1 protein-coding gene is annotated in these 261 nt (G+C 74.7%); it reads right to left on the bottom strand.

What is annotated here, in order from left to right; genetic code table 11:
- On the bottom strand, positions 1 to 261 hold a 261-nt coding region (locus H928_RS33220; RefSeq protein ID WP_239644938.1), incomplete at both ends, for a hypothetical protein.

Below are 261 nucleotides of genomic sequence, written 5' to 3'. Positions count from 1 at the left end.
GGCCCCGGCTGTGGGGGGAGCCGCTGGCAAGGCGTCCCAGATCCTGGGCCTGGGGCAGCAGCGCGGCATCGCGCTTGCTCCAGGCCTCCATCATCTGCGTCAGCGCCTGGCCATGGGCCTGGGTGGCGAGCTTGCGCAGGGCTGCCTGGGCATGCTCCACCGCATCGCGCTGGGCGCGGAAGGCGGCATCGCCCAGACGGGGACCCCGGTCTTCGCGCGGCGCGCGGTCCATGCGGTCGCCCCGGCCAAAGCGGTCGTCAG

Source organism: Comamonas sp. B-9 (assembly GCF_000410635.1).
GTDB lineage: Bacteria > Pseudomonadota > Gammaproteobacteria > Burkholderiales > Burkholderiaceae_C > Comamonas.
This window is presented reverse-complemented; position numbering and strand designations above follow the sequence as displayed.